Source organism: Leptospira vanthielii serovar Holland str. Waz Holland = ATCC 700522 (assembly GCF_000332455.1).
In the GTDB taxonomy this organism is placed as follows: domain Bacteria; phylum Spirochaetota; class Leptospiria; order Leptospirales; family Leptospiraceae; genus Leptospira_A; species Leptospira_A vanthielii.
This window is the reverse complement of sequence record NZ_AOGY02000024.1, coordinates 198,892-219,965: the sequence shown is the minus strand read 5'-3', so window position 1 is coordinate 219,965 and position 21,074 is coordinate 198,892. Positions and strand designations below refer to the sequence as shown.

Annotated in this window: 24 protein-coding genes; 10 read left to right on the top strand and 14 right to left on the bottom strand. The window is 39.0% G+C overall.

What is annotated here, in order from left to right; all coding sequences use genetic code 11:
* Positions 1-3: 3 nt before the first annotated feature.
* From LEP1GSC199_RS05270 to asd, 8 genes are all read right to left on the bottom strand, one after another.
* The gene (locus tag LEP1GSC199_RS05270; protein WP_002978451.1) at positions 4-1,272 is read right to left on the bottom strand and encodes an EscU/YscU/HrcU family type III secretion system export apparatus switch protein; all 1,269 of its coding nucleotides are present in this window, start codon (positions 1,270-1,272) and stop codon (positions 4-6) included.
* Positions 1,269-2,051, bottom strand: coding sequence for a flagellar biosynthetic protein FliR (gene fliR, locus LEP1GSC199_RS05265; protein WP_002978265.1), 783 nt, complete (start codon positions 2,049-2,051; stop codon positions 1,269-1,271). Before fliR ends, LEP1GSC199_RS05270 begins: the two co-directional genes overlap by 4 nt.
* Position 2,052: 1 nt before the next feature.
* On the bottom strand, positions 2,053-2,316 hold the full coding sequence (gene fliQ, locus LEP1GSC199_RS05260; protein WP_002974890.1) for a flagellar biosynthesis protein FliQ: 264 nt from the start codon (positions 2,314-2,316) through the stop codon (positions 2,053-2,055).
* On the bottom strand, positions 2,313-3,122 hold the full coding sequence (gene fliP / locus LEP1GSC199_RS05255; RefSeq protein WP_002978257.1) for a flagellar type III secretion system pore protein FliP: 810 nt from the start codon (positions 3,120-3,122) through the stop codon (positions 2,313-2,315). Before fliP ends, fliQ begins: the two co-directional genes overlap by 4 nt.
* On the bottom strand, positions 3,119-3,862 hold the full coding sequence (locus LEP1GSC199_RS05250; protein ID WP_002978147.1) for a FliO/MopB family protein: 744 nt from the start codon (positions 3,860-3,862) through the stop codon (positions 3,119-3,121). Before LEP1GSC199_RS05250 ends, fliP begins: the two co-directional genes overlap by 4 nt.
* Positions 3,863-3,903: 41 nt before the next feature.
* A complete protein-coding gene (gene fliN, locus LEP1GSC199_RS05245) occupies positions 3,904-4,974 on the bottom strand; it encodes a flagellar motor switch protein FliN (RefSeq protein ID WP_002978229.1) in 1,071 nt (356 codons plus the stop codon).
* 95 nt (positions 4,975-5,069) lie between these two features.
* Positions 5,070-5,393: a DUF971 domain-containing protein gene (locus LEP1GSC199_RS05240; protein WP_002978436.1), complete on the bottom strand. Its 324-nt coding sequence runs from the start codon at positions 5,391-5,393 to the stop codon at positions 5,070-5,072.
* A gap of 2 nt (positions 5,394-5,395) precedes the next feature.
* Positions 5,396-7,642, bottom strand: a complete 2,247-nt coding sequence (gene asd, locus LEP1GSC199_RS05235) for an archaetidylserine decarboxylase (RefSeq protein ID WP_002978386.1) — start codon at positions 7,640-7,642, stop codon at positions 5,396-5,398.
* A 35-nt stretch (positions 7,643-7,677) separates the two neighbouring features.
* Between asd and LEP1GSC199_RS05230 the strand changes: the two genes are divergently transcribed.
* From LEP1GSC199_RS05230 to LEP1GSC199_RS05220, 3 genes are read left to right on the top strand one after another with little or no spacing between them, the layout of a single operon-like run.
* A complete protein-coding gene (locus tag LEP1GSC199_RS05230) occupies positions 7,678-8,505 on the top strand; it encodes an LIC_11366 family protein (protein WP_002978172.1) in 828 nt (275 codons plus the stop codon).
* A gap of 39 nt (positions 8,506-8,544) precedes the next feature.
* Positions 8,545-8,784 carry a hypothetical protein gene (locus LEP1GSC199_RS05225; protein ID WP_002978532.1) on the top strand — a complete coding sequence of 80 codons (240 nt, stop codon included), beginning with the start codon at positions 8,545-8,547 and terminating at the stop codon, positions 8,782-8,784.
* Complete coding sequence (locus tag LEP1GSC199_RS05220) at positions 8,781-9,128, top strand: arsenate reductase family protein (RefSeq protein ID WP_002978308.1); 348 nt, start codon at positions 8,781-8,783, stop codon at positions 9,126-9,128. The genes LEP1GSC199_RS05225 and LEP1GSC199_RS05220 overlap by 4 nt, the downstream gene beginning before the upstream one ends.
* A 66-nt stretch (positions 9,129-9,194) precedes the next feature.
* Here the strand turns inward: LEP1GSC199_RS05220 and lpxD are convergent, their stop codons facing one another.
* Positions 9,195-10,214, bottom strand: a complete 1,020-nt coding sequence (lpxD, locus tag LEP1GSC199_RS05215) for a UDP-3-O-(3-hydroxymyristoyl)glucosamine N-acyltransferase (protein WP_002978150.1) — start codon at positions 10,212-10,214, stop codon at positions 9,195-9,197.
* Positions 10,215-10,316: 102 nt separating this feature from the next.
* On the opposite strand from lpxD, the gene LEP1GSC199_RS05210 reads away from it, so the two are divergent.
* Entirely contained in the window at positions 10,317-10,793 is a 477-nt protein-coding gene (locus LEP1GSC199_RS05210; protein ID WP_002978323.1) for an OmpA family protein, read from the top strand.
* Here the strand turns inward: LEP1GSC199_RS05210 and LEP1GSC199_RS05205 are convergent.
* Genes LEP1GSC199_RS05205 through LEP1GSC199_RS05185 form a run of 5 tightly spaced genes read right to left on the bottom strand, consistent with a single transcriptional unit; the run spans position 10,790 to position 15,561 of the window.
* Positions 10,790-11,344, bottom strand: a complete 555-nt coding sequence (locus LEP1GSC199_RS05205; RefSeq protein WP_332307928.1) for a TIGR04282 family arsenosugar biosynthesis glycosyltransferase — start codon at positions 11,342-11,344, stop codon at positions 10,790-10,792. The genes LEP1GSC199_RS05210 and LEP1GSC199_RS05205 overlap by 4 nt on opposite strands.
* Positions 11,331-12,590 (bottom strand): hypothetical protein, encoded by a 1,260-nt coding sequence (locus LEP1GSC199_RS05200; RefSeq protein WP_232420651.1) that lies wholly within the window; start codon positions 12,588-12,590, stop codon positions 11,331-11,333. The genes LEP1GSC199_RS05205 and LEP1GSC199_RS05200 overlap by 14 nt, the downstream gene beginning before the upstream one ends.
* A gap of 25 nt (positions 12,591-12,615) precedes the next feature.
* A complete protein-coding gene (locus LEP1GSC199_RS05195; protein WP_232420649.1) occupies positions 12,616-13,368 on the bottom strand; it encodes a glycosyltransferase family 2 protein in 753 nt (250 codons plus the stop codon).
* Positions 13,325-14,641: a cytochrome c3 family protein gene (locus LEP1GSC199_RS05190; protein WP_039926141.1), complete on the bottom strand. Its 1,317-nt coding sequence runs from the start codon at positions 14,639-14,641 to the stop codon at positions 13,325-13,327. Before LEP1GSC199_RS05190 ends, LEP1GSC199_RS05195 begins: the two co-directional genes overlap by 44 nt.
* Complete coding sequence (locus LEP1GSC199_RS05185; protein ID WP_002978164.1) at positions 14,638-15,561, bottom strand: sulfurtransferase; 924 nt, start codon at positions 15,559-15,561, stop codon at positions 14,638-14,640. Before LEP1GSC199_RS05185 ends, LEP1GSC199_RS05190 begins: the two co-directional genes overlap by 4 nt.
* 139 nt (positions 15,562-15,700) lie before the next feature.
* On the opposite strand from LEP1GSC199_RS05185, the gene LEP1GSC199_RS05180 reads away from it, so the two are divergent.
* The 6 genes from LEP1GSC199_RS05180 (at position 15,701) to LEP1GSC199_RS05155 (ending at position 21,073) form a co-directional block, all read left to right on the top strand.
* Positions 15,701-16,177 (top strand): DUF4395 domain-containing protein, encoded by a 477-nt coding sequence (locus tag LEP1GSC199_RS05180; RefSeq protein WP_039926162.1) that lies wholly within the window; start codon positions 15,701-15,703, stop codon positions 16,175-16,177.
* A 17-nt stretch (positions 16,178-16,194) separates the two neighbouring features.
* The gene (locus LEP1GSC199_RS05175) at positions 16,195-17,508 is read left to right on the top strand and encodes a hypothetical protein (protein WP_002978204.1); all 1,314 of its coding nucleotides are present in this window, start codon (positions 16,195-16,197) and stop codon (positions 17,506-17,508) included.
* Positions 17,492-18,103 (top strand): helix-turn-helix domain-containing protein, encoded by a 612-nt coding sequence (locus tag LEP1GSC199_RS05170; protein WP_002978412.1) that lies wholly within the window; start codon positions 17,492-17,494, stop codon positions 18,101-18,103. Before LEP1GSC199_RS05175 ends, LEP1GSC199_RS05170 begins: the two co-directional genes overlap by 17 nt.
* 196 nt (positions 18,104-18,299) lie before the next feature.
* Positions 18,300-19,676, top strand: coding sequence for a hypothetical protein (locus LEP1GSC199_RS05165; protein WP_002978238.1), 1,377 nt, complete (start codon positions 18,300-18,302; stop codon positions 19,674-19,676).
* A 77-nt stretch (positions 19,677-19,753) separates the two neighbouring features.
* Positions 19,754-20,113: a hypothetical protein gene (locus LEP1GSC199_RS05160; protein ID WP_002978367.1), complete on the top strand. Its 360-nt coding sequence runs from the start codon at positions 19,754-19,756 to the stop codon at positions 20,111-20,113.
* A gap of 3 nt (positions 20,114-20,116) precedes the next feature.
* The gene (locus tag LEP1GSC199_RS05155) at positions 20,117-21,073 is read left to right on the top strand and encodes a hypothetical protein (RefSeq protein ID WP_002978473.1); all 957 of its coding nucleotides are present in this window, start codon (positions 20,117-20,119) and stop codon (positions 21,071-21,073) included.
* Position 21,074: the final 1 nt, after the last annotated feature.

Below are 21,074 nucleotides of genomic sequence, written 5' to 3'. Positions count from 1 at the left end.
CGCTTATCCCATTCCTACTTTTTTTCTAAACTTCTCAAGAGTGATTAGGATTTGAACCACCGCATTGAAGAACTCCTGCGGAATTTCTTTACCTACTTCGACTTGTGCATATAAAAGGCGTGCTTGTTTTGGACTTTCCACAATCGGAACATCATTTTCCCGAGCAATCCTTCGTATTTCTAGTGCTAGGCGGTTTTCACCCTTGGCTATCACTCGGGGCGCAGAGTCCCTTCCCATTTCATAAGACAATGCCACAGAATAATGTGTGGGGTTCGTAATGACAACATCAGCTTTCGGAACTTCACGAAGCATATTTCCTTGCATCATGTCCCGTGCGAGTTGCATCCTACGATTTTTCATCACCGGATCCCCAGAATCTTCCCTCATCTCTCTTTTGGCTTCCGAAGGAGTTTGTTTTAATGATTCTTCAAATTCTGACTTTTGGAAAAAAAAATCAGCCACAGCAATCCCAAGTAACAAAAGTCCGGCGGCCATCATAATTTTGAATCCAGAATAGGTGATGAGTTTGATGGCTTGCATCATCCCCATATTTCCTGTCAAAAGGACTTTTAGAAAATCACCAGAGATTAATATATAACTAATCGCTCCGATTAACACCACTTTTGCTAATGACTTAACTAAGTTAAACAATGTTTGGCGGTTCGGCAACACCCTTTTAAAATTCGGGGCAATTCGATCAAACCGAAACGATAATGCTCTTGGTGAAAACATAAATCCCACCTGAACCACATTCCCTACAACAGCAAAAACCAAGGTAATAGCAAGGACAGGCCAAAGGAGAGTAAAAAAATCACGGGATACTCCAGAAAGAATCACTCGGAACTCTTCTGCCCCGAACCGGTCCATCCTCATACCCATCGGAAGGTATTTTTTGATAAAAATCGCAGTGTTTTTAATAAAGGTATCACCTAACACAAACAAAACGCCTGTCCCACCTAACAAAACTAACGTAGATGCCACTTCATTGGATTTAGGAACATTTCCTTTTTCTTTTTCTTCTCTTCTGCGACGTTCACTTGGCGGTTCGGTTCGGCCTTCATCGGCAGCAGCAAAAAGTTGGAGATTTATCTCATAGTATCCAGAAGTAAAACCAGAGAGGACCGGTCTCATTTCTTTCGGTGAGAAAAAATCGAATTCCAAAGAAAAAGCGTGGGTCAAATAGAAAGATTTCAAACGACCAAACAGTAATTTAATCCAAATAAGAATGGTATCCTTACTCAACCTAAACTCAATGAATCCTATCCTTTTCATAGACTGGGCCACTCCCGAATGAGTAAACTAGCCTTATCCATAGAAATCTGGATTCCTTGTACCATTTGTGTGGCAATGAAGGTAAGTGTCGCAATAAGAGTGAGTGTTCCGATAAATACTTTGAGTGGAAAAGACATCGACATCACATTCATTTGTTGGGCGGCCTTTCCCATAAGGCCCTCTGCCAGAGAAACCAAAAACAATATCCCCATCACAGGCAGGGCAATTTTGAAAGCGACAACAAACATGGCACCAATCGCTTCTTCCATAAGCCGGTACAATCCTGCATTTACTTGCCCTGTAAAAGAAATGATGCGAATTTTTTCAAAAGAATAAGCGAGAGTTTCAATGAGAAACCGGTGTGCCCCGATCACAAGAAAGAGTGCTGTGGCCATTAAGTTTTTCATCGTACCAATGGCCGGAAGTGAGTTTTGAGTGACAGGGTCTAAAATTTCCGTATATCCAAAACCAATTTGGTTGTTAAAGAATTCCCCAGCCATTTGAAAGGCAGCAAACACCAGTGAGACGAGAAAACCAATAAACACTCCAATCAACATCTCAGAAATTACTAGAATCCCATAGTTAATCATATGCCCCGGAACCGGTGGCATAAAACTCGCAACTACCGGATAAACAATAAGAGAAACCATAAAGGAAAAGATCATACGTAGAGAAAAATTAATCGATTCCGATGAATAGAACGGTGCCACAAGGAATAGTCCGAGGAGGCGAACTAAGACCAAAAGAAAAGATTGAAAGTGTAAAACAAATGGTTCCATATCATATCTTTTCTATCATAAAAAAAATTTCACGAGTGTAGTCTGTCATCACTCGCACCATCCAAGCCGAAAAAAACACAATCACGGCAAATATAGATACGAGTTTCGGAACAAAAGCGATGGTTGGTTCCTGGATGGAAGTGGTTGTTTGTAAAATACCAACAATAAGGCCCACCACTAGAGCTGTAATGAGTATCGGACTAGAAATCTTTAAAGTCACAATGAATGCTTCCCGAAGTAAGTTGACTACATCGACTTCTGTCATTTATAACTCCTTACAAGCTCAAGTACAAGTAAGTTCCATCCATCAATCAAAATAAAGAGAATGAGTTTGAGAGGAAGGGAGATCATCACCGGAGGTAACATCATAAAACCCATAGCAAGTAAGGCCGAGGCAACAATCAAATCGATGACGATAAAAGGAATGAAGATATAAATTCCGATAATAAATGCTTTTTTGATTTCGCTTAACATAAAAGCAGGAACCAAAACATAAGATGGAACATCTTCAAAGGACTTTACATTTTGGACTTTTCCGATTTTTAAAAACAAAGCTACGTCTTTGGTTCCATCCCGACCGAGTTGGCGGATCATAAACTGACGCAGGTGTTTCATCGACCCTTCCATAAAAGCTGTTTGGTCAATTTTTCCGTTTAAAAAAGGTTGTAAGGCTTCGTCATTCACCTTACCAATGGTAGGTGCCATAATGAAAAAAGTCACAAAAAGGGCAAGGCCCATCATCACCTGGTTTGGTGGTAAGTTTTGGAGAGAAAGTGCCCTTCTCACAAAATCAAACACAATCACTACCTTTGTGAACGAAGTGACACTCATCACAATGGCCGGAGCCAAAGAAAGAATGGTCACAAGAAAAAGGATCATAAGAGAAAGACTGGTGTCTTTTGGTCCCTTCGCCTCATTCACGTTAAATGACAAATTGGGAATGGGAATCCTTGTTCCCTTATCTTGGGCCATAAGCCCAGTAAACCCACCAGCCGTGATGAGTAATAAAATGCTTATGAGAAAAATAATAGATTTATGTCTCTTACAGAAGGATAAAAAATGAACTCTCATGATTCCCCTCCCTCTAACAATTCCCGGTGTTTGCGTAGGCGTTCCAGTCCTTCTTTGGCCTTTATTTGGATCTCAGCGGCCCCATCAAATTCCAAACTTTCCATTTTGGATGGGTTGATGCGAATTTTTCTTTGGGCTTTAGATTGTAAACTCTCAAGAACCGATTCTAAAAAATTAGGAACATAAGGATCGGCTTCCTCTTTCATTTTTTGGATTTGCGATTTTTCTTCCGGGTTTGTCACTTCTGTGAGTAAACTTACCGAACCATCAGCAACACCTAACACGAGTGTACGCCCACCCACTTCCACAATTTGTACGGATTGTGTTGCCGAGAGAGAGAGACTAGACAAAACCTTCATAAATCCCTTTACAGGGTATTTTGCCGATTTTGTTTTTTGCATTTGTAATATGAGAAAATAACCTGCACCCACAAGGATGGCCAAAATAAATAAAATTTTTAATAAAATCCAAGTCGCAGAAGGAGAATCATCTGGGTTTTCTGAATACCTTTCTTGAATCAGATTGGTTTCTTCGGAAACCTTGGTTGCCTCTCCCGCATTCGTTTTATTAGAATTAGGTGATCCTTCAAACTTTGGAGCTTGATTGGAATTATTGGAATCCGTTGATTTGGATTTAGAATCTCCTAACTCTTGGCGAAGGATTTGGTCAAGTTCTTTGGTTTCCACAGCTTGTGAAAGAAGAGGAAAAACTGTAAAAACAAGAATGAGGCAAAAGTACATAACTTGCCCCTTTTGTTTTAACAATCTCTTGGAGAAGTCGATCATTTTTCGCCTTTGAGTCGGTCGGTAGGACTTACGATATCGGTAACACGAACACCAAAGTTTTCATCGATGACCACAACCTCACCTTTAGCGATGAGTTTGCCGTTGACAAGTAAATCTACCGGCTCACCAGCTAACTTGTCCAACTCGATGATGGAACCTTCTCCAAGGCCTAGAATATCTTTGATATACATTTTAGTCCTTCCGAGTTCCACAGTCAGTGCCATTTGCACATCCATAAGTAGATTGAGGTTGGTTTGTCCGGGACCACCACCTGCCGTGGCAAGAGAAGGAAAATTGACACCTTTGATCCCAACAGAACCTTGGCCACCACCCAATCCCATATTGGGTTGCATGTTGACGTTCATTCCACCGGACTGCTGTGGTTGTTTTTGACCCCCACCTTTTTGAATATCCAAAATGGAATTCGCCATAGAGAGGGAGATCACATAGTATACTTTAAAAGAACCTACTCCATCAATATTCAAACTGAGGGAGGTTTTCACCAAACTGTTGTCATCTGGTAACTGTAAATCACGCCCAGAATTAACCAGAGCGATTTCTGGTGGGCTGCCCGACATGGTGCCACCAAGTTTCATTCCAATTTGTGCCGTGACAGTTCCCAAAATCGGCGATAAAGAATCTTTTAGGGTTTGGAGTTGTGCGTTGTCGAGTTGCCCCGGAGGAGTCATTCCCCCCATCATTACACCAGCAATTTTAGCTGCATTCTCTTGGGCCATAATAAGACAAGCCCGTCCCGCCAAACTTCCGCTAATTGTTGAAAACAAACTGACTGATTTGGTTCCGAGTTCTTTTTGAACATCGGCAGAGGAGCTCGATTCGGTGGCAGGGTTCATAAAACGAGTGTTTTTTGCCAAGATCGTGCCAAGTGTGTTCCCCGCCACCTGGAATGCAGAGCCGATCACATCGGATATAATGTCGCGGTCAATTGGAGATAAGTTGTCCGATGACGAACTTGCGGCGCCACTTAAGGAAGAGAGGTCGAATGTATCATCCGCGCCTTGTAGTAATGCGTCTATCTCGTCTTGTGAGAGTGAACCTTCACCCATACCCTTTTATCTCCGGAAAAACTTAGGATAATGAGACATAATATGAATCTTTTTGTCACTCAGTTTTTTTCCGAATTGACAAAAAGTAAGCGAGATTAGTCGAAAGCACTCGCAAGGCCGTCAGAATAAGCACGAAGATTGTCATACGAGTAAATTCCCGTATTGTGGTAGTCACTCCAAACAATCGAAATCGCATAACGACCCACTTTGGTCCAGGAAAGGAGTTTGATGGACTCGATATGACCCGTTGCCTGACCCACACTCCCACCATGCCCCCCGCGACAAGTCGCACAGGGACATTTTTTTCGAAGGTCGAGAAGAGAATACTTGGATCCATGGCCGTCCTTCCATTCGATATAGAGCGAATCCTCATCGAAAGAGATTTCCTTAGGGAAAGTGGCTAACTGCGAGTTTGGCATTTTTATGCTTTCACCGGTAGTTTTGTCGTTTTGGAACGAAAATTTCCAACGGTGGTCCCGTATTGGATTTTGTCACCGAGAGTTATGTTTGTCAAGTCGATGGTATCGTTTTCGAAAACAAGAATCACAGTAGAACCCATTTCGAAACGACCGAGCTCTGACCCTTTGTCGATCATGATCGATACGTCTTTGTAATGGTGTTCCTTGGCAAAACGGATCCAATTGTTTGTCACGATTTTATTATCATAAGTCACTCGGATTTTTCCTACGTTCGAGGCCCCTACTTTGATCACGGCAATTTTTCCGTATTCTGTTTGTAAGAAGGTGATGAGTCTTTCGTTTTTCGGAAAAAGTCCTCGGATATTGAGAACCGCCAAATCATTTACCGGGAAAAGTTTCCCTGGTTCATAATAGTATCCTAAAATTTGACCAGCAAACGGACTATGGATGCGGTGGTAGTCTTGTGGCGATAAATAGAAAGTGATATATTTTCCGTTTGTAAAGTGAGGATAATACTTTTCGGAACCTAACAATTCTTTTACGGAATAATCGATCCCTTTGGCTTGGATGATGGTAGACTGGTTGATATTACCGAAACTCGTGATTTTGGAATCCGTAGGAGAAACCACAGCATTAACGGCCGAGTCAATGATCCTCGCTTCAGCACGAAGGGCACGAGTAAAGAACTGATTTAAGGATGCGTATTCTTTGATTTCCAGTTCAGCTTCACTTAAATTAATCTTATAAACCTTCGCAAAAGCCTTTAAAATGGGAATCATCATAAATCGTGGTAAACGTAAGGTAGAGAAGTATCCAAAAATTTTGGAGATTAAGTTTTTTGGAAGTAAGGTTAAAAACAAAAGATAAATATCTTTGAAAATTTCATACCGTGCTCCCGATTCCGAGAGGTATTTTTTAAGTTCAAAATTGGCAGATTTTCCTAGTAACATCAGGGAAACTAACAGGGGTACGCTTGTAATTACTGCGGCAATATAACCCCAATGCATGACAAAAACAAGTACGTCGATTCCGTACTTTACATAGAGGTAAGCAAAACCGAGTGTAGAACCAATAAACAACATTCTAAAAAAATTGGAAAACTTTTCTCCAAATACATAAAATGCATTTTGTTCTCCACTATAGAACCAACCAGCAAGGCTTAGGACTCCAAAACACAAGAAGGAGACAAAAAACAAAATGGCAGATAAGGATTCTTTTTGTTCTAAAATTCGATTTGGAAATGATAAGATGGTATCTAAATTGACTGCTCCATAGGAATACAAAACGAATCCAACAAGAGTCGCCATAACAAAACCTTCAAAAAAGGAGGCGAGCATACTCACTAACCCTTGTTTTGCGGCATAATCAGTTCGAACCACACCCGCAATTCCAGAAGACTTACCAACTGCGGTTTCTGTAGACAAAAAGAAAGTACTCAAAGAAACAGAAAGAGCGCGTAAAATTCCGAAAGCTCCACCACCTTGCAAAGCTTTGATGGAAAAAGCTTCTTTGGTGACATCGGATAAAAATCCGAAAAAGGAAATCATTCCATTGGAAAAAAGGGAAACATATCCGAAAATAAAAAGAATGATACCGATAGGAGCAAGAATTGAGGCAGCACGCCCCACTCGCCTAACACCACCAATTACTATAAAAAGTAAAATAACAGAAATAGAAATGGGGCCCGAAAGTCCGGATAAATTCAAACCTTCTTTTGTGATGTATGTGAGTCCCACAAAAGGGAAAATCCCACCAAACAAAAGAACCGTTACCATACTCGCTAGTGAAAATGCTACGGCAAGCCACTTGGCTCTAAGTGCCTTTTCGATAAAGTACATCGGACCCGAAAGGTAACGTCCACTAGGAAGTTGGTTACGAAACTTCACCGCCAAAGTGGAGGACACAAATCGGATGGGCATCACAAACAAACTCATTACCCAAATCCAAAAAAGAACGCCAATTCCACCATAGGCGATGGCAAGACCCGTTCCAATCACAGAACCTGCAAGCAATGAGGACCCAATCCCTGCAAAGAATGCTTGCGAATGAACCAACTGGCCCTTGGAACCTTTGAAGTCCATATTGCCCGTGAGGATCTTGAGTGCGAGAAAGAGAAAACGAATTTGTGGAAATCCCAATCGAAAACTCAAATAGAGCGAGGCGACAAGGATGAGATAGAAATAAGGGCTCAGGATGTCCGATCCTAAAATCAGATTAAACTTAGATCCGTTTTGAAAGAGTGTTTCCATATTGGTTCTTCCTCACGAAATTGGATGAAATTGTTATGTCAAGATGTATTGTGATCCTTCCGTTTCTGGTTTTTATGATTTCTTCTATTGTCTTTGGCAACTTAGCCTCCGAACCTTCTGGAATGGAAGTGGGGCTGCGGTATGGTGGCGGAGAAAGAATTCCAGGGCGATTTGATGGAGACCTAAAACAGTTTTCATCTACCTTCAGCCCTTTGATTGCTTCTGATGTGAACCTAAGTGGTGGCAGATCTACCAATTTGTATGAGGGGTTTGTTCGTTTCCTGTTGGACTCAAGGTCCCGAGTCGGATTTGTTGTCGGAAGAAATGACTGGCAAATGTTACACCTAACCGAAGTTACAAGTGACTTTTACTACACAAAACTTCGTTCCGAAATCTATTCCTATCATTTTTTGGGGATGTATTACTTTAATGTACCAGTATTTCGAAACTGGGAATGGGAAAATGGATTGGGTGGAGGGTTTACTTCCGCAGATTGGAACGTTCGTGGATATTCTGCTGGTGGCGGTTTACCTCCTGATACTCAATACTTCAATCAAAAAGGAAGATTGAGGGGAAGCGGACTCGCCTACAGGGTAGAAACTGCCATCAATCATAGGTTATACGAAAATACATTTTTTCAACTTGGACTTGGATACCATTATGTAGCTATTGATAAGTTTAGTGGAAATTATAACGGAGAAACATCTAGTTTCTATATCCGAGCCGATGGTAGAGTCGGTGTCGTTGATGATACAAGAATCATTGATGCCACTGTGAGCAGTGCACAAACTTTCAGAAGGTTGGATATGAATTCGGGATCATGGGTTCTCTATTTTTCAGTCTTTCAAAGGTTTTTGGATTGACGATCTCTTGGGAAAGGTATCATTCTTTAAGAAAATTACATGAAATCCTCTAAAATCATTACCATCGGTATCAAAGAACTGGCTCACCAAAAAGTCATCCTTGCTGCTTGGTATAATTTTCTAAAAGAAAACTTCGATGCAAAAAAAGTTTCTGCGGAAGAATTCACATTATACCTACAAGCACATGTGATGTATGATTTGGACAAGGATCAAATTGAGTTGATGTTATCTGGAACAGAACCTCTTTTAGAAGATTTCAAAAAGTCTATTTTTGGATGAACCTCCAAATCTTCGGAACCAAAAAATGCAAAGATTCTAAGAAGGCACAATTGTTCTTTCAAGAACGTCGTGTACCTTTTCAATTTATCAACCTCCAAGAAAAAGAAATGAGCAAAGGGGAACTTAAGTCCATTTTAGGAAGTGTAAAATTGGATGATTTGATTGATACGGAATCCAAAGTTTACGAAGACAAAAATCTAAAATATATGTTATACGATAAAGAGGAAGCCCTACTCACAAACCCGCTTCTATTCAAAACACCGATAGTTCGCGATGGCAAACGTGCCACCATCGGGTTTGTTCCTGACATCTGGAAACAGTGGATTTTAGAATCTAAAAAATAAAAAGTCACTCCCTTCTTCTATAAGGAAAAGGTCAGCTTTTTGCCTCACAAAAGAATTTCAAAAATCTCAAGACTCCCCCTTCTTTCGTCTTAAAAAATCCTTCGATATTTCTGGTAACATCGGAAGCGAACTGTGGATTCTATGCATTTCCAATGCAGGCCTTGCCGGAATTCCAAAATAAACTGTTTTTTCTTTCGAATCTTCAGTGAGTCCCGAAAGCCCCAGAAGAATAGACCCTTTTTTCATTGTTAGGTGTTCTGCGACAGCAGATTGTCCTGCGAGAAAACATCCATCTTCGATTGTAACAGAACCGGCAAGAACGGTGGCCCCTGCTATATAAACATAATTTCCAACACGACAGTTATGCCCCACATGTACATGGTCATCAAATTTTGTAAAATTTCCAATCGTTGTAGATTCGAGGGCCGCACGGTCCACCGTACAGTGCGCTCCCATTTCTACTTCGTCACCTATGATTACGTTTCCAATTTGTGGAACCTTATAACGTACGCCTGCATAGTCATAGAATCCGAAACCATCAGCACCAATGACTGTATTTGAATGGATCAAATTTCTTTTTCCCAACTTACAATTGTAATAAACGACAACTCCTGATTTCAAAACAGTTTCTTCTCCAATTTCCACATTGGATTCTAAAACAACATTAGGATAAATTACAACGCGATCTCCAATGACAACATTTTCTTGGACCACGACAAAATCCATAATGGTAACATCTTTACCAAGTTTGGCGGTGGGATGGATACTCGCTTTTTCGGAAATAGAAGCAGTGTATTTTGGTTTTCTTTCAAAAAGAGATACAACTTGAATGAACTTTACTTTAGAGCCTTCTTCTGGGATGATAATTGCGTTCTGGAACTGGGAAGCTAACGATTCAATGGTGAGTGCGACTTTCACATCGGATGCTTTTTTGTGTTTAGTTAAATATTTTTTGGAAGCCACATAATATATGCTATTTGGATCAACGGGAGTATAATGCTCCAAATCTTTGATTCCATTGATCTCCAAATCACCATTTCCGGTGAAACTTGCACCTAATTGTTCAGCCAAATCTTTTAGTTTCATTTAAACACCTTACACTTGAAAAATAATTGGAAGGGACATATTTCAATCATAATTTTAAAATCTATCATATTGAAACTTTTCAAACTATCCGATGATTAGACTATGCTCTACCTCAATTCAAACAAAGGCCTCCGTTTGCTTTTGTTAACTTACACCGTTCAATATTGTTTATTTACACAAGGGTTGGTAGCACAAGAAGGTGTGGTTTTCGAAAATCCATACAAAAAAACAGAAAATGCCTCTGATGACAAATCCTTTACTTTATACTTTTCAAAACAGTCATCCAAAATATCAAAATCAGATTTGGTCCAATTACAAACCGCAGCAGATTTTCTGAACCAAAACAGAAATTACGAAGTTTACATCCAAGCCCATGCGAACGAAGGGAAAACGGCAACGGAAGATATGAGAATGAGCGAAAAAAGGTCTTTGGAGGTAGAACGTTTTTTTTTGATTCACTTTGTAGAACCAAATCAAATTAGGCGGCTCTTCTACGGGAACTCTAAATTACTGAACAAAACAAAAGAACACCAAGCACTCAACAGGCGAGTTGAAATCCGAATCCAGTTAATCCCTTAAATTTGACCTTTCCAAAATTTCAAATCATCGATATCATCAATATCACATAACGATTCCAAAAGAGTTACTGTTTTGTTGTTGTTTTGTATAAAATCGATTGTTAGTGGCAGTACTTGCTCTGTGCTCCAGGGAATCGAATGAAAAACGAAAGAAGAGAATTCTTTCATTCCCAAAAGGTAATACCCACCATCTAAAGCTGGTCCCAATACAAAGTCAGAATGATCCAAAATAACAAAGGCATTTTGTAAAATTTCTTTTGTCAAAAAGGGACAGTCTGTTCCTATGATGATGATTTTTTTTGCACCCGATTGAAATTCCATTTGGAATGCGGCTTCCATTTTGAACCCGAGGTCTCCGATTTCCTGAATTCTATTTTGGTATCCAAACTCAAATTCTTGGGACGGATCATCCGTTAGGTGATCCCAAAAAACAATCCTATCTACTTCAAGTGTAGAAGTAACAGACTTTGTGATCGCAAGTAACTCCAAGTAAATCTTTAATGTTTTTTCCTCCCCGATACTAGCAGCAAGGCGAGTTTTAATCTTCCCCATTTTGGGTTGTTTTGCAAAAATAATTAATTTGTTTTTTTCCATAATAACCTAAAACCAAAATTGAGATAACCCAGTGGATGTACACAAAATCAATAGAAACATACAATCCATAAGATAAAAAAGCTAAAAAAGAAACGAATGCCACCAGTCTTCCCATTTTCTCTTTTCCAACCAAAAACAGGATCCAAGGAATCCAATACCAAGGATGGATCACAGGAGAAAACAAAAGAAACAAAGAATAAATAAAAAGAAATTTGCTCTGAAGGGTAAAACTAAAAAGGATATCCTTTTTAAAACAGAGTATATAAAGGCAACAAAGTATGATAAAGGAAAATATCCCAGAAAGATACTCTCCTCGGAATGGGTATAAAAGAAGATAGAAAAAAGGTTCGAGAATTCCTGCAAATCGAAATGAATGAAAAAAAAGCCCAATCCCTGCGCTACCTTGTGACACCAAATCAGAAAAAACTGTCACCTTCCATACAATGAAAGAAAAACCAGAGATGGCAGCCAACCTAACCCACAACTTACGATCCCATCTAAAACCCAAAACAAAAAGGAAGGTATTTAATTTCAATTGAGTCAATAAAAAGAAAAAAAGGATACGAGAACCTACTGACCTTGCACCAAACAACAATAAGAATCCTGTTACCAAAAGAATCTCTGGGTGCATTTGTGAGATACCTTCAAAAATCACAATCGGGTTTCCAAAATAAAGCCAATAGGATTCCATTGTCGTCTGCGGATACAATTTCCGAATTAAATATAAATTCAAACAGTCAACAGCTACAAGTAAAATTTGAACTCCAAGAAAACTACTCCCCAAAATTGAACCCAAAAGAGTCCCCAACAAAAAAAAACACTGTAGTAACAAGGGATAAACGGAATAATAATTCGGACTATTCATCTTTGATAGAAGAGGCTCCAATCCCAAGTGATCACCTTTGATAAACCCTATAAACTCCTGGGGAGTATATCGATAAGGAGAAATCCCTTCTAAAAAAATTCTGGCATCAAATAAATAACGATAGATATCATCACTCCATACAGCAGGAGATCCAACGACTGTTATACGCAATAAAGCTGAGTAGAGTAAAAACAGATAAAAGTGTTTTCCAAACAAAGATCCAAAATCAGCCAAAAAATAAAAGTACAACGGCAAAACAGTAGCGACAACAAGTATGATACTTAAATCGTTTCTATCACCAAAATGAGTCGAAACAAATAAGAGTATTGGGTATAACACACCCAATATAATTTTTATTGATTTGTTAGCGGTGGACACGAAAGAGGAGTAACCGAAAAAAAGTGTATAAAATTTTGATACCAACACGTAAGGACATAGAAAGAGTTCCCGATATTTTTGAGACGCCTGCAAACCGTTTCCTATAGTTAACAGAAATTTCCCGAATATCAAATCCAAATTGTAAAGCCTTTACATGCATTTCAATATTCCAACCCCAAGTGGGATCCTCCATCTGCAATTGTAAAATAGAAGAATACTTGATAATCCGAAGTGGCCCCATGTCCGAAAACTTACGTCGGAAAAAAATTAGTATTAAAAAGCAAGTTAACGCATTTCCGAAAATTTGAATCGGCGACAAAGCCCCTTTTTCCACTACACCAATAGTCCTTGACCCAATCACTAAATCCGCACCAGTCTCTTGGATGACTCGAATTAATTTTTGAATATCGGAAGGATCGTCCGAACCATCGGCGTCGCAAAATAGAATATAATCTGGCTGAAGATTCGCCTGTTTGATCCAATCAAGTGCCACCAAACAGGCGCTCCCATATCCAATTTGATGGCAATTCATTGAAAAAAATCCCATTTGTTTCACAATGTCCGACGTTTGGTCTTTAGATGCGTTGTTCACAACTATGAAATTGGATTTGGATAATCCAGAACCAGAAAGAAGACCAGTTAATGCACGTTCTATGCCCTCTTCCTCGTCTCTCGCCGGAATGATACAAAAAACATTATTCACCTTTTCTGAGTTGATTCCTTTTGAATAATTCTTCAAGAGGAGTGTCCTTCCTCGATTTTGTTTTTATATGATACAATGACTCAATGACCAGTGAACTATGTGGGTATAAATCTTTCATTTTTTCTAGTTTTTCCTTATAAGGGGAAGAAACGTATCCTGAGGCTTGTATCATATAATCCGAGGTTATATTTTTTAACCGAACGTGAATTGCTTGAAATTTATAAGATACAATTGGCAAGTCAGATCGTTTGAGTTGCCAAACAAATTTTTTTCCAAAAGGGATTCTCGTATCACCAACTTTTTTTGCGACAGGAGACCAAGTCCATTCTTGCCCGATCTTAGTTTCTGCATTGAAAATGGAATTTCCTTCTTGGTCTAACCCAACAAGGAGTAATCGATAAAAACGTTCAGGATCCCCGGTTGTAACATGATGATTGGCATTCACATTTGTAATTTGAACTTCAATACTATTTTTCTCTAACTTTATTTCAGAGAGAACAATTCCCGGTTTATAACCCAATCGGATTTGGTCAGGATATAATTCGAAAGTTTTTGGAACACCGCCACCAATAAATCCATGTTTGTGTGAAGTTCGTATTGGTTTGTGTAAGGATTTTTTTACCAGTGACCGACGAACTTCCGGTTGGTGGCAAGAAGAACAAGATTCATTTGATTTAGTAGAAAACAATTCTGTACCTGTCTGAAAAGAACAAACAAGCGATTCGTTTAAAGTGTAAGTTTCGTTATGACAATCATAACAACGCTCTTGTAGTTGTTTGCGATCAATTTTTACTGGATGAGGAGGGGATGTTCCACCTAAAGCTCCGATCACATAACTTTCCTTAGATTCCGAATCCACACGAACATGACAGGTGGCACATGTGACCCCTTCTGCTTTCATTTCTGCATTAAAACTTGGATTGGGAATTTCAACTGGTCTAAAGTAGTCTCCATTTTTAAGGCCAGTGATAATGGTTTCTCTTTGATTTTGAATAGGAATATGACAATTCAAACAAATCCATTTTGGCGAACTCGGTTTTGCTAATTCTGATTGGAATTGGATATCAGAAAGAGCATTGGCATGAGTGGAACGTTTCCATTCCTCATAAATTTCTGTATGGCAACTTCCACAGTTTTTTGCCGTGGGTGCACCAACACCTTTTAAATTGGGGAGATTTTCTATTGGTTTTGCCCAAATTTTACCAGGAAACACCTGTTCGATGGCAATTTCTCGTTGATTACGATAGAGATAAAAGCTAATACCTAAAACTAAGAATAAAAAAAATGAAATGTAAATGTTTCGTTTCAATTTCCAGTTTCCAACGGAAGTTTCGGATCGTTAGACCATTCCCACATAGACCCGGCATAATTATAAGCATTATATCCATAAGTGCGAAGAATTCCAACGACAAAAGCAGAGCGAACCCCTCCCGTGCAATAGGCAACAATTGGTTTCTCTTTTTGGATACCTAGCTGTTTTAAGTAAAGTTCTACCTCAGCTTTGGATTTGATATTACCTTTTGCATCGAATAATTCTTGGTAGAATAAAGATTTAGCTCCAGGTATATGTCCACCCCTGGTTTCTCCGTAAGGAGTTGCTCCAGAAAATTCCCTAGGTTCCCTTGTATCAAGGATTTGGAATTGTTTTGATGATAATCCTTTCAGGATCTCTTCTTTTTGTACTGCAGATGATTGGTTTGTTTTATTCTCAGGAATGGCTAAACTGGTTACTTTGTTTTCCTTCACCTTTGCATTTGGTTTCCTTTGAATCTCTTTTTCATAAGCAGAATAACCACCATCCACCCAATAAGACTCGTGGAACCCGGCTTCACGTAAACTCCAAACAATGCGCCCCTCTTCCCCCCAACCCGAGTTCCCATCACCTAACACAAAAATATTTTCATTCTGTTTGATTCCCAACTCATTTATTTTTTTACGAACCAACTTTAATTCAAGTAGTTCTCCCTTGTGAGGTGCATCCGTTCGCGACAGATCTTCCCAAGAAATTGTTTTTGAACCAGGAACTTTGTTTTTCAAACGATGGACGAAAGATCGGGTGTCAACGATCGTATATTTAGAAACCTGTAGAGCCGATTCTGCAGACAAAAACCAGGGAGTTTCTTTTTTGGGTAAGGAGGGGCCTGGGGGGCCCGCACTCAATTGGAGCCAAAATGCCCATAACAGAGAAATAGAAAATAGATAAATCCCATAACCACGTAGTACTTTCACGAAGATACCCTCCCAATTTCTACATTCTTTCTCTTTTAAGACGAATTTCCGTCAATAAAATAAACATTTCATCCAAGAAAACGAATTTTTCTTGCCTAACCGAACCCTCTCCGTATTTTGGAAGCAAATGGAGGCCAATATGAAAATAGGTTATTATCCGGATGTGGTCAATGAAAATGTCACGAGGATTGTCGCCTCGACTGTCGTATTCCTTGGAGTCATCGCTATCTTATTTCCCAATCCTTATGTGCTGGGACTACTTCTTTTCGGATTTGCGTTGAGACTCAGTTACGGGCCCAAGTTTGAACCCTTTGCCTTTTTTACTTCCCGCTACCTTGTTCCATGGCTTGGGATTTCTTTTGTCGGAACCGCAGGACCACCAAAACGGTTTGCGCAGCTTATTGGGTTTCTATTTTGCACTGGTGCCATTGTATTTTTCATACTCGGCTTCCCATTGGCTTACCAAATCACACTAGCCACTTTAGTTTTCTTTGCCTCTTTAGAATCTTTTTTAGGTTGGTGTGCTGGTTGTTTTGCCTTTGCTTTACTTATGAAACTGGGAGTAATTCCAGAAGAAATTTGTGAAAGGTGTAATCATCTAAACTTCAATAAATAATTTGTTGTACGACATTGTTGCAATGGATTTTATTTTCCCTACTTTCTTTGGTTACCATTCTCTTTCTTTGGATGGTAACACTCCAAAAACATTTTTTTAAAAAATATAGAAATCAAATTTTCATCATAGGATTGGGACTGCGAATTCTATGTATCTTTTTACCTCCTCTTTGGGAAGACGATTGGTCGAGATACTTATGGGAAGGAAATTTAATTCGAAGTGGTGAGTCACCTTACCAAATGGCTCCCCTTAATTACTTTCAAAAACCTAATTTAAATGAATCAGAAATTGAAATTTTATCGCAGATCAATCATCCAGATTGGACAACTATTTACAGTCCCTTTGTTTTATTCTTTTTTGCCTTATTTTCTTTAGGTTTTTCGGGGTTTTTTTTAAAAATTGCTTATCTAGTTTTTGAGACATCTAGTTTTATCTTTTTCTCTAAGGGGAATTTTAATAAATCTCGTTTGTTGTATTGGATATTTCCAATTTTTATTAAAGAAATATATATTAATTTTCACTTTGAAGTTTTAATTCTCTCGCTACTTTGGATTTTTTTTAGATTGGCCCGAGACAAAAAAATAATCCTTTCTAGTTTTATTTTAGGTCTAGTGATCCACATTAAAATCTTAACTCTTCCTTATTTGTTGTCACTAATCACAACACTGAATTATAAAAGATGGAAAAGTGATTGGCTCCATTGGATCTTATGTATCACAGCTTTAAGTGCCGGATTTTTTATATTCTACTTCATCTACTATATTTTTTTTCCAACTACAATAGATTTTGGATTTCTAAATTTATTGAAGTTTGGCGACAATTTTAAGTTCAACCAATTCTATGAACCATTCTGGAAAACATTTGGAATTATCGACTTAAAGACATTCCCTTTTTTATTACACTTAATCACAATTAGTGTCTTTGTATTCATTTCCCTGGAGAAAAAAAATCGTCTGCGAAAATTTATATCCGTAACAGCAAAATTAGATTTGTACTTTCTATACGGTTACCTATTTCTAACTTTGTTACCAGTTTATAATCCTTGGTACTTTTTAATCCTACTTCCACTTTTGGTGACACAAAAATCAGAGAGCCTAACTCCTTGGATTTTGATTTCTATACCGCAGTTATCCTACTTAACCAAAGCCCGTTTGGGTTTCCAATTTACTTATTTCTATGAAATACCGGACTTTATCCTCCTTCTAGAAGCGACTACGTCCCTAATCTGTCTGCTATGGCATTTCAGGCAAATATTCATTTTACTTTACAAGATATCCAATATATCAAACATAGCCCCAAAGGGAAGTATTGGGTATGGGAACAGAAATTGAAAGTTTTTCGGCCACAACAGAAAACGAAAGAAATGTCGACGAAGTTTTGACGGTTGTCCTCGGTGAGACCTTAAAACGAAGAAGGCTAGAACTCGGATTATCAATGGAAAAACTTTCACAGTTATCCACTGTTAGCCGAGGCATGCTCGGGCTCATAGAGTCTGGAAAAACTACTCCCAGTATTGGAATTTTGTGGAAGTTATCAAAATCACTACGTATTCCAATTGGCGAAATGATTCCCGATTTGTTTGCTCAATCCCCTCGTTTCATTGGAGCAAATGAAGGGAAACGCTGGATTTCTCCCAAAAATACAGCAGAATCTCGCATTTTTTACCAAGAGGAAAGAGACCGATTGAGTATCGTGGAATGGAAACTGGCAACTGGTAAAGTTTCACAGTTCAATCATTTACCATCAGCATTTGATATCAAAATCTACCAAGTAACCGGAAAAACCAGAATCAAATTAAAAACGAAAGAGCTTGTTTTGGGACCAGCAGATAGTGCTTTTTTTCCTATAGCGGAAATGGAATTCGTAGAAAATGAATCCTCAGAAGAATCCAGATTCCTATGGATTGCTTCCAAAAAAGCACGGTAGGCCCATCCCCAACGTAACCTGCTAAAAGGATACACATCACGAGAATATACTGTACGTTATATAGGAATATATATTCATTATATGAGATTTTATGTTCTTTGATTTTTAATCCTTTTTAAGATTGTCCATACCATGTTTTTGCCTCTGGTGCAACCCCTACAGAGAAGAAACAGGAATACAATCTAAGGATTAAAAAATGAAAACCAATCTATTTTACAAATTGATTGCTCTAATTACCGCGGGGTTCATCGGAGCCTGCGGTGGAGCTAAGAAGAATAAGGATATTGAAAACTTACTTCTCGCAGCACTTGCACTTTCTTCAGGAATTAAAGTCAATACTGCCGCTGAGTTAGCAAAAGAATCGAATGAAAATTACAACCTAAACGAATACGGACTCGTCACTCCATCTACTTTGGGAAAATGGGTAAACAATTGGTCAGGAACGAAACCGGCTGGGATCAATGGCAAATTAGTGATCTTACAAAACGGAGTCAATCCAAGAGGAACAGGCGGCACCGGTACACAAGTTGGAAAAGAATATATCGGCGGAAATGGAAACGATGTCGTAGTCTATTCCTTCAACTTTGCAAGTGGTGCGAATGCACTGGATGGGGGTGATGGATTTAGTCAGAAACGAAACAATGGACTTGCAGATACAATTTCGATCATTGCGGACGGCGCTCATATCGACAAAGTCTTAAACCAATATGGAATTGATCCTGCCAATGATCTAGTGGTTTTAGTTTCTACTGCAGATGCCGCAAACCATGTACAAGGTACTTTAAGAGCTTTTTATTCCTTTCGTTATTGGGGATTTGATCATAAAAATCTTGCCTTCTTAAACGGGACACTCCCTAGACTTATTGATACCGAAGGAAACTTTGTCCCTTTCGGCTCTACAACAAGTACACCTCCAGGCTATAACAATCGCTATAGTGTAAAAAGTTTACGAGTGGATAATACAATTCTAATGCTTCCATTAGAAGATGTAATCAAAGCAGTAAAGGCACCTAATAATGTTACAATTGTTGGTCTTACTTCCAGTGTTTTTGTCTCAGATGCAAGGTCTTCCGCAAGTGCCGCAGAATACAACGGAACCATCCGAAGTACTCAATCGGAAACAGCAGGTAAATATGTTGGATTTGAAGGTAGAATCAAAGGTGCAAAAGATGTTCCATGGACTGGTCTTTTGGATACGGAACATAGATTCAAATCAAAAGCAGACCTAAAGGCATACTTCGATGCCCGAGGTTACCAATCAGGCCAAACTGCTATCCAACTTTGCAGAACAAATAACAGATCTCAGGTGACTGGATTCTCATACATTGCGATCCTAGGATACCCATCTACATATTATGATGGAAGTTGGATCGAATGGGGAAGTTTAACAGGTGCAGGACCAGCTCCTAAATTGCCAGCAGACTCGCCTTTTCGAACAGACTTACCGGAACTTTCCGAAGTGATTACTTATAATGTTGCTGGTGATGTTGATACAACCTTACCGACAAACTTGAATATTTCAGCAACAACTTCAAGAAAAATCATCGAAGATGATAAAGCATACAAACGCTAAAGCTAAACGAGAGAGGAATGGTTCTACATTCCTCTCAAAATCTATAAATAAAAATCCGTATTAACAGGGAAAGTTACATGAAGAACTTTATAAAAATTTTGATTATGAATCTACTGCTGATTACAGGTATAAATGCATCTGGTGGAATTGGGGGCGGAGGAATTGCCAATATTCCACAAGGCCAAGACCGTGAAAAATACCATTTAGGAAAAGCAGTATACAACCAAGATATAACCTTAGATAGCCAAACAAAAGTTAATCCACAAGAACAAGAAGAACGATTGGAATACTTACAAGGAAGTTTACCAAATACAGAAAAAAGAAGAGTTAACCTTCCCGATTTTTCTGGGAAACTAACGGAAGAACAATTACAAGCTCTCGAATATTTTGTTCAAGTAAGATTTAATGTGAAATTTCCGGAAAAAAAGAAGGAATAAACTATGAGATCTTTCTTTAACTTTATAAAATATATTTCTTTTTTTTCTATTTTTATAACTCCCAGTATTTATGCACAACAAGCATGGGCCCCTTATGAAAGACAACTTTGGGTTCGCCCTGTATTCATACACTCGGAATACGATAGTGCCTTCCTTGCTGGTCAGAAGGCAAAGTATGACGATAACGTACGTTTGTCGGTTGCCAACTTAGCATTGGAATACGGAATCACAGACCGACTTACAGCAGACTTAACAATAGGATTCGGAAAGTTAGGTCGCCACAGAGTATTCAATCGGTATTTGGGTTTACAACAAACACCAGACGTTCCCGATAAATATGGATTTATGGATACAAGATTTGGACTTCGTTATAAAATTCTAGACGAGTTTGATTCTAAATACCGATGGATGCCAACAATTTCCCTACGTGTCGGAGGAATCAAACGCGGAGATTACGATCGTAACCCTCAGTCCCTAGGTGATGGTGCAAGCGGAGGTGAGGTCAATCTTTACTTAGCAAAAGATTTTGGTGTATGGGGTCTTGGATCCTTAGGTGAATTTTCCTATCGAAAAAGGGAAAATCCAGTTCCAGATGATATTCTTTATTACTCCGCAATTTACAAACGTTTCTTTGAGTCGTTATTTTTGACTGTAGGTCTTCGTGGCCAAGTAGGCCAAGGTGGGTATGCTTATGCCGATCCAAGGCAAGAACCACCTTTAAATATAGTTCGTTACCCGCAGCCATCACTTTATGGAATCAACCCTTATGATGTTTATGTACAAAATGATCGGCCGGCATGGGGAAGAAAAGAAAGTTTTCATAACGCAGAAGTGGGCTTAAGTTATTCGGATAGTTTCGGAAACTTTTACACACTCTTCTATTCAGAAACAATTGCAGGATATAACACCGCAAGGCTAAAAACCGTGGGGTTTGCTGTAACACTTCCGTACAATCTTTGAG